This window comes from Paenibacillus sp. JT31N7 (assembly GCF_059692095.1).
The window spans coordinates 182,965-190,354 of sequence record NZ_JCAUAT010000008.1 but is presented as its reverse complement, the minus strand read 5'-3'; the positions used below and the strand labels follow the sequence as shown (position 1 = coordinate 190,354).

The following is a 7,390-nucleotide window of genomic DNA, read 5'->3' as shown; positions in this document are numbered from 1 at the left end:
GTTAAGCCTTCCAGCGCCGATGGTACTTGGACCGAAGGGTCCTGGGAGAGTAGGACGTTGCCAAGCACAAATAAAACCTTTTCGAACCCCAATTCGAAAAGGTTTTTTGTTATAGAAAATAGACATGCTAGCAGAGAGCACCAAGATTGTCATGGTCTGCTTCTTGACATGAAAAAACGCCTTATGTATGATTGCAATAATATCTAAAGACAGAAGAGGAGGGCAAACCCTGTGTGGGATGCTAAATTCGCAAAAGAAGGATTGACGTTTGACGATGTACTTCTGGTGCCTCGTAAATCAAATGTGTTCGGTAAAGAGATTGATGTTTCCACCCAGCTTGCACCGAAGGTGAAATTAACTATTCCTTTTCTCAGTTCAGCGATGGATACGGTGACAGAGGCCGCTCTGGCAATTGCAATCGCCCGCGAAGGCGGAATCGGAATTGTTCATAAGAATATGTCCATTGAGCAGCAAGCCGGCGAGGTAGACCGGGTTAAACGTTCGGAGTCCGGTGTTATTACGAACCCGTTCCACCTTACACCGCAGCATCACGTATACGATGCCGAAGCACTCATGGCCAAGTTCAGAATCTCAGGTGTGCCGATCGTCGATGAGAATAAGAAGCTGGTTGGGATTTTGACCAACCGTGATTTGCGTTTTGTTCATGATTACTCCATTAAAATCGAGGAAGTCATGACAAAAGAAAATCTGGTGACGGCTCCCGTTGGGACAACCCTGGAGCAGGCGGAAGGGATTCTCCAGCAGCATAAGATTGAAAAGCTGCCGCTGGTGGATGATTCTTTTGTTCTGAAAGGACTTATCACGATTAAGGATATCGAAAAAGCTATTCAGTTCCCTAATGCGGGCAAAGACGAATTCGGTCGTCTGCTGTGCGGAGCTGCTGTAGGAGTAGCTAAAGATGTAATGGAACGCGCCGCGGCGCTTGTAGAAGCCGGAGTGGACGTACTGGTTGTTGACTCCGCTCATGGTCATCATATCAACATCCTGGAGACGGTCAGAAAGCTTCGTAACCAATATCCGGAGCTGCCACTTATCGCCGGTAACGTGGCTACTGGAGACGGAACACGTGATTTGATCGAAGCAGGCGCTTCTATCGTTAAAGTTGGAATTGGCCCTGGGTCAATTTGTACAACCCGTGTTATCGCCGGTATCGGTGTTCCTCAAATCACCGCTATCTACGATTGTGCATCCGTAGCACGTGAGTACAACGTACCGATTATTGCAGACGGCGGTATTAAGTATTCGGGTGACGTAGTAAAAGCGATCGCCGCTGGTGCAAGCGCCGTTATGCTGGGAAGCCTTTTTGCAGGTACGGAAGAAAGCCCTGGAGAGTCCGAGATCTATCAAGGCAGACGCTTTAAGGTTTACCGGGGTATGGGTTCGCTCGGTGCAATGAAAGAAGGCAGCAAGGATCGTTATTTCCAGGAAAACGAAACCAAGCTGGTGCCGGAAGGCATTGAAGGTCGCGTAGCTTACAAAGGGCCGTTGGCCGATACCATCTATCAACTGGTTGGAGGTCTTCGTTCCGGTATGGGGTACTGTGGTGCTCCCGATATTCACACTTTGATCAATGACACCTCGTTTGTCCGTATTTCGGGTGCAGGTCTTCGTGAAAGCCATCCGCATGATGTGCAGATTACGAAGGAAGCACCGAACTACTCGCTGTAAGTTATTCTGTTCCGCCATATAGGGGGCCCCGGTTTCAGGACCGGGGTCGCCTTTTTTTTATGCTCCGGGGATGTTACAATAAGACACATCATGAATTTACAAATAGGAGTGTGTGAGTTGAAAAAATTTGGTTTTTGGAAAAGAAAAGTATCTTTGGCCCTCGTTTTTGCAATGCTACAAGTATCCTTCCTTCACATATTTGCGGTTACCGCGTTGGCGGCTGACGGCGAACCCGAACTGGATGTTAGATCCGCGATCTTGATGGAAGCGAGCACAGGACAAATTTTATTCGAGAAAAATGCAGATGAAGTCTTGCCTCCGGCAAGTATGTCCAAAATGATGACAGAATACCTCGTTATGGAAGCGATTCACAATGGCAAGCTGAAGTGGGAAGATACCGCCACGGCAAGCAAGTACGCGGCCAGCGTAATCGGATCCGGCCAGCTAATCGCGGAAGGCGAAACACTGACCATCAAAGATTTGTTTTATGCGATGTCGATTTATTCTTCCAACGATGCTTCCATTGTTCTTGCGGAAAAGCTTGGCGGGTCGGAAGAAGGCTTTGCCAAGATGATGAACGACAAAGCAAAAGAGCTCGGCATGTCGGATAAAGCCCAATTTATAAATGCGACGGGTCTATCCAGAGCGGATATTAAGGAGAATGCCCCTAAAAGTATTCAAGGCGAGACGGTGATGTCAGCGAAGGATGTAGCCATACTTGCAAGACATCTGGTTACAGAACATAAAGAAGTACTGGATTATACAAAGGTTACTTCAAAAAAACTACGCGAATCGGATAAAAGTCCGATGATTAATTACAACTGGATGCTTGAAGGCAACAGCAACAATGTGAATTTCAAGAAATATGCCTATCAAGGTCTGGACGGTCTTAAAACGGGACACACCGATGAAGCTCTGTATTGCTTTACAGGTACTGCTGAACGCAACGGCATGCGCTTAATCAGCGTTGTGATGGGTGCGAAGACGGAGCCGGAACGTTTTAACCAGACACGCAAAGTGCTGGACTACGGATTTACCAACTTTGAATTCAAAACGTTGGCTAAAGCCGGAACTGCTCTCGACGCACAGAAAACCGTGCCGATTACAAAAGGCGTAGAACTGGAAGCGCCTGCTGTTCTGAAAAACGATGTAGCTTTTGCCATGAAGAAGGGAAGCGCGGATACGAAGCTGGAAACGAAGGTTGATCTGCTGGCAGCGGACAAACTGGTCGCGCCTCTCAAAAAGGGAGACAAGCTGGGTACCGCTACCTTGACCTTCGGTAAAAACTCCGAAACGGTTGATTTAGTGGCCGAGAACGATATGGAAAAAGCAAGCTGGTTCCGAATGATGATGCGGGCGATCAAAAATTTGTTCGCAGATCTGTTCAACGGGGTTAAAGGCTTATTCTAAGCGGGTTCTCTCAGGAAAAGTTATTGTTTTCACGAACAGGTTCATGTAAAATGTTAGCTTAGAAGTTCATGAACGAAAAATCTAGCTAGGGATATAAATTCCAGGAGGATTTAAGATGGAGACGGGTACTTCGCGCGTAAAAAGAGGCATGGCTGAAATGCAAAAAGGCGGCGTCATCATGGACGTCATGAATGCGGAACAAGCTAAGGTTGCAGAAGCTGCGGGTGCTTCCGCGGTTATGGCACTGGAACGGGTACCATCCGATATCCGTGCGGCAGGCGGCGTAGCCCGCATGGCGGATCCGACTGTTCTGGAAGAGGTTATGAAGGTTGTTTCCATTCCGGTAATGGCGAAAGCACGTATCGGTCATATTGTAGAAGCACGCGTGCTGGAAGCACTGGGTGCGGACTATATTGACGAGAGCGAAGTACTGACACCGGCAGACGAAGTGTTCCATATCGACAAGAAGGATTTCACGGTTCCGTTTGTATGTGGAGCAAAAGATATCGGCGAAGCTTTGCGTCGTATCAACGAAGGGGCTTCCATGCTTCGTACGAAAGGTGAACCGGGAACAGGCAACATTGTGGAAGCGGTTCGTCATATGCGTCTCATTCAATCTCAAATCCGGAAAATCCAAAGCCTGGCGAAGGACGAGCTGTATGCCGAAGCCAAAAACCTGGGTGCTCCATACGATCTGGTTCTATATATTCACGAGAACGGCAAACTGCCGGTCGTTAATTTCGCCGCTGGCGGTGTAGCGACTCCTTCCGATGCGGCTCTTATGATGGAGCTTGGCGCGGACGGTGTATTCGTAGGCTCCGGTATTTTCAAATCGGACAGCCCTGAGAAGTTCGCGCGTGCGATCGTAGAAGCTACTACGCATTACAAAGACTACAAGCTGATTGCGGAGGTTTCCAAAAACCTGGGAGCCCCGATGAAAGGCATCGAAATCTCCAAGCTGCATGCTTCCGAGCGGATGCAGGATCGCGGCTGGTAATCAGCCAAGGCAGGAAGCGGGGAAGAACGATGAAAGTTGGCGTATTGGCTCTGCAGGGAGCCGTAGCGGAGCATATCCGTCTGATCGGGGCGGCCGGCGGAGAAGGCGTTGTTGTAAAACATTCGGAACAGCTTGCCGAACTGGACGGTCTGATCATTCCCGGAGGCGAAAGCACCACGATTGGCAAATTGATGAGACGCTACGGTTTTATCGAGGCGATTCGAAATTTTTCCAATCAGGGAAAAGCGGTCTTCGGCACGTGTGCCGGACTGATTGTGATCGCGGATAAGATTGCGGGTCAGGAAGAAGCCCATCTGGGACTGATGGATATGACCGTGCAGCGCAATGCCTTTGGCCGGCAGCGTGAAAGTTTTGAAACCGATCTGCCCATTAAGGGCATTGACGAGCCTGTAAGGGCCGTGTTCATCCGTGCGCCGCTTATCGAGCATGTCGGAAACGGCGTAGACGTGTTAAGCGAATACAACGGCCAAATCGTGGCCGCCAGACAGGGTCATCTGCTTGCGGCTTCATTCCATCCCGAACTGACGGATGATTCAAGCATGCATGCTTATTTTCTGGATATGATCCGGGAAACCCGTTAATCGATCCAAAAGCAGAAGCACCTCTTTTGCTCCATATGAGAGAAGGGTGCTTTTGTTCCATTTTTACAACTTTAGAAGGAGGAGTCTCCTTGTTTGATATTAAACTAATCCGTACCGACATAGAAACGGTTCAAACCGCTATGAAAAACCGCGGAGGCAAGCAGCTCGACGAAGTTACGCGTATAGCGGAACTCGATGTGAAACGCAGAGAGCTGCTGCAGGAAGTGGAGCAGTTGAAGAACCGCCGGAACACGGTATCGCAGGAAGTGGCGATGCGTAAAAAGGCAAAAGAGGATGCAGAAGATCTAATCGCCGAAATGAAGGGCGTAGGTGACCGCATCAAAGAACTGGATGAGGAGCTCCGGACACTGGAAGTCGAGCTGAATCATCTGCTTCTTTCTATACCGAATGTTCCCCATGAAAGCGTTCCGGTGGGGGCCTCGGAAGAGGATAACATTGAAATCCGCCGCGATGGGGACGTACCGGAATTCGGATTCGAGGCGAAAGCTCACTGGGATCTGGCCACGGATTTGGGAATCCTGGACTTTGAAGCGGCCGGTAAAGTAACGGGTTCGCGTTTTGTGTTCTATAAGGGTCTGGGTGCCCGCCTGGAGCGCGCTCTGATGAACTTTATGATGGATCTGCACAGTACGGAACACGGATACGAAGAAATGCTTCCTCCGTATATCGTAAACCGGGACAGCCTTACGGGAACCGGACAGCTGCCGAAGTTCGAGGAAGACGTGTTCCATATCGAGAATTCGGAATATTTCCTGATTCCGACGGCGGAAGTGCCGGTGACCAATTACCACCGGGATGATATTCTTGCCGCGGAGCAGCTTCCACGTAAATTCGTCGCGTTCAGCGCATGCTTCCGTTCCGAAGCGGGAGCTGCCGGAAGAGATACCCGCGGCCTGATCCGCCAGCACCAGTTTAACAAAGTGGAGCTGGTCAAGCTGGTCAAGCCCGAGGAATCGTACGAGGAGCTCGAGAAGCTCACTCAGAACGCGGAGCGCGTGCTTCAGCTTCTGAAGCTGCCTTATCGCGTTCTGACGCTCTGTACGGGCGATCTCGGCTTTACCTCGGCTAAGACGTACGATCTTGAGGTATGGCTGCCAAGCTCGGAAGCCTACCGGGAGATCTCCTCGTGCAGCAACTTCGAGGATTTCCAGGCGCGCCGCGCCAATATCCGTTTCCGCAGAGATGCTAAAGCGAAGCCGGAATTCGTACATACGCTGAACGGCTCGGGACTTGCCATCGGACGGACGCTAGCGGCTATCCTTGAAAATTACCAGCAGGAAGACGGTTCGGTTACGGTTCCGGAAGTGCTGGTACCTTATATGAATGGCGTTACGGTACTGCGTAAAAATTAACACTTGTAAATAGAACTTTGATTGTGATAAAATTTCTCTGTTACAGTTACTGTCTTCTGTGATCGGAAGTCGGTAGCTTTCTGGAGAGGTGGTCGAGTGGTTTAAGGCAGCGGTCTTGAAAACCGCCGTGTCTGTGAGGGCACCGTGGGTTCGAATCCCACCCTCTCCGCCATTCAACTTTTATAAAATAAGATCTTACGAACTGCGGGCTCAAGCGCCGCAGTTTTTTGCGTTTATGGATTTTTTAAACGGATGAGCGCTTTGACTGCTATAAGGAGGCTGGAGGTTCAGCACGAAAATCACCCAGCTTTTGCTGCAAGGGAAGAAGAATAGGCGGCCTACGCCTTGACGCATGTTAACGGTAGGGGGTGGTGTAGGATGATCAAGACGGAAAAGCCGTCTGTGGAAAGAGAGCAGTTGGCCAAAGCTTGGATGGAGGAACTGCCCAATACGCTTCCCGAGTCCGATCATGCGCGCGTATGGCCCGATGAGGCCGATCCGCAGGCAATCCGGATTCATATCACGAACGCGGGCAGAACGCATTACACGTTCGATTTTAAATGTACTTACGTGGATTCGCGCGAAGTGAAAGTGGAACTGGTGGATGTGGAGCGTGACGACGTGCACGCGGACGAAACCAGTGAAATTATTCAGGGCTTGGTCAAGGACTATGTGCGGCATATTCACGAGTGTGCTCAAGTTTTACAAGAACTCACTCACGCGTAACTGCTTTTAGCCGAAATGGGGGTGGAACGATCATGACCCGACAAAGAACCCGGGATAAGAATCTGCAAAACGTGGCCAAGGATTTGAATAAATCGGCGGTAAACAGTCATGATGCCCAGCAAATTCAGCAGCAGACCAACGACCGCCGACATCAGGATGCCTTGAATCACGAAGAATAGAAGAGAAAGAATTCCGAAAACGGAGCGTAAGGGGTGAAAAAAGATGTCCAAGCCGAAGACGCAGCCCGTCGGGGACAGCGTGACGCAGGAGGAGCGGGAAAGATATAACACTCCTGCCAATGAGCCTCTGTCGGGATCGAAAAAAGTGAAGAATCGGAATCATTCCCGTCAGAATCAGGGAGAGGGAAGCTAAGAAGAGACGAAAAAAATTTTTCCCGCAAGTGCATAGCAGCTTTAAACCGGGACATACTAGGATTGTCGGTGAACACAGAGAGGTGTGGTTCCGTTGGAAAAGTCAGCAGAACAATCATCTGAAGGTCATTCGAGCTTGTAAAGCCAAACTGGAGGAGATGTGCCAAAGACACCGGGACGTGTTCTAAAAGCCGTTTCACTGTGAAGGTTTGTGAACAGCAA

General features: G+C 49.8%; 8 protein-coding genes and 1 tRNA gene. All 9 read left to right on the top strand.

Annotation, left to right across the window (positions count from 1 at the left end):
- Positions 1–231: 231 nt before the first annotated feature.
- The gene (gene guaB, locus AC58P5_RS25340) at positions 232–1,689 is read left to right on the top strand and encodes an IMP dehydrogenase (protein WP_497391589.1); all 1,458 of its coding nucleotides are present in this window, start codon (positions 232–234) and stop codon (positions 1,687–1,689) included.
- A 117-nt stretch (positions 1,690–1,806) separates the two neighbouring features.
- Entirely contained in the window at positions 1,807–3,099 is a 1,293-nt protein-coding gene (locus tag AC58P5_RS25335) for a D-alanyl-D-alanine carboxypeptidase family protein (protein WP_497391587.1), read from the top strand.
- A gap of 115 nt (positions 3,100–3,214) precedes the next feature.
- Positions 3,215–4,096 (top strand): pyridoxal 5'-phosphate synthase lyase subunit PdxS, encoded by an 882-nt coding sequence (gene pdxS, locus AC58P5_RS25330; RefSeq protein ID WP_009677085.1) that lies wholly within the window; start codon positions 3,215–3,217, stop codon positions 4,094–4,096.
- A gap of 29 nt (positions 4,097–4,125) precedes the next feature.
- Positions 4,126–4,698 carry a pyridoxal 5'-phosphate synthase glutaminase subunit PdxT gene (pdxT, locus tag AC58P5_RS25325; protein WP_497391585.1) on the top strand — a complete coding sequence of 191 codons (573 nt, stop codon included), beginning with the start codon at positions 4,126–4,128 and terminating at the stop codon, positions 4,696–4,698.
- A gap of 89 nt (positions 4,699–4,787) precedes the next feature.
- On the top strand, positions 4,788–6,071 hold the full coding sequence (gene serS / locus AC58P5_RS25320; protein WP_497391583.1) for a serine--tRNA ligase: 1,284 nt from the start codon (positions 4,788–4,790) through the stop codon (positions 6,069–6,071).
- 82 nt (positions 6,072–6,153) lie between these two features.
- Positions 6,154–6,243: transfer RNA gene (locus AC58P5_RS25315), tRNA-Ser, on the top strand.
- Positions 6,244–6,449: 206 nt separating this feature from the next.
- Complete coding sequence (locus AC58P5_RS25310; RefSeq protein WP_497391581.1) at positions 6,450–6,797, top strand: hypothetical protein; 348 nt, start codon at positions 6,450–6,452, stop codon at positions 6,795–6,797.
- A gap of 32 nt (positions 6,798–6,829) precedes the next feature.
- A complete protein-coding gene (locus tag AC58P5_RS25305; protein ID WP_016423741.1) occupies positions 6,830–6,976 on the top strand; it encodes a hypothetical protein in 147 nt (48 codons plus the stop codon).
- 43 nt (positions 6,977–7,019) lie between these two features.
- A complete protein-coding gene (locus AC58P5_RS25300; protein ID WP_497391579.1) occupies positions 7,020–7,169 on the top strand; it encodes a small acid-soluble spore protein P in 150 nt (49 codons plus the stop codon).
- Positions 7,170–7,390 lie beyond the last annotated feature (221 nt).

Coding starts and splice junctions, on each gene's coding strand:
- pdxS (WP_009677085.1), top strand. CDS start 3,215: ATGGAGACGGGTACTTCGCGCGTAAAAAGAGGCATGGCTGAAATGCAA.
- pdxT (WP_497391585.1), top strand. CDS start 4,126: ATGAAAGTTGGCGTATTGGCTCTGCAGGGAGCCGTAGCGGAGCATATC.
- AC58P5_RS25310 (WP_497391581.1), top strand. CDS start 6,450: ATGATCAAGACGGAAAAGCCGTCTGTGGAAAGAGAGCAGTTGGCCAAA.
- AC58P5_RS25305 (WP_016423741.1), top strand. CDS start 6,830: ATGACCCGACAAAGAACCCGGGATAAGAATCTGCAAAACGTGGCCAAG.
- AC58P5_RS25300 (WP_497391579.1), top strand. CDS start 7,020: ATGTCCAAGCCGAAGACGCAGCCCGTCGGGGACAGCGTGACGCAGGAG.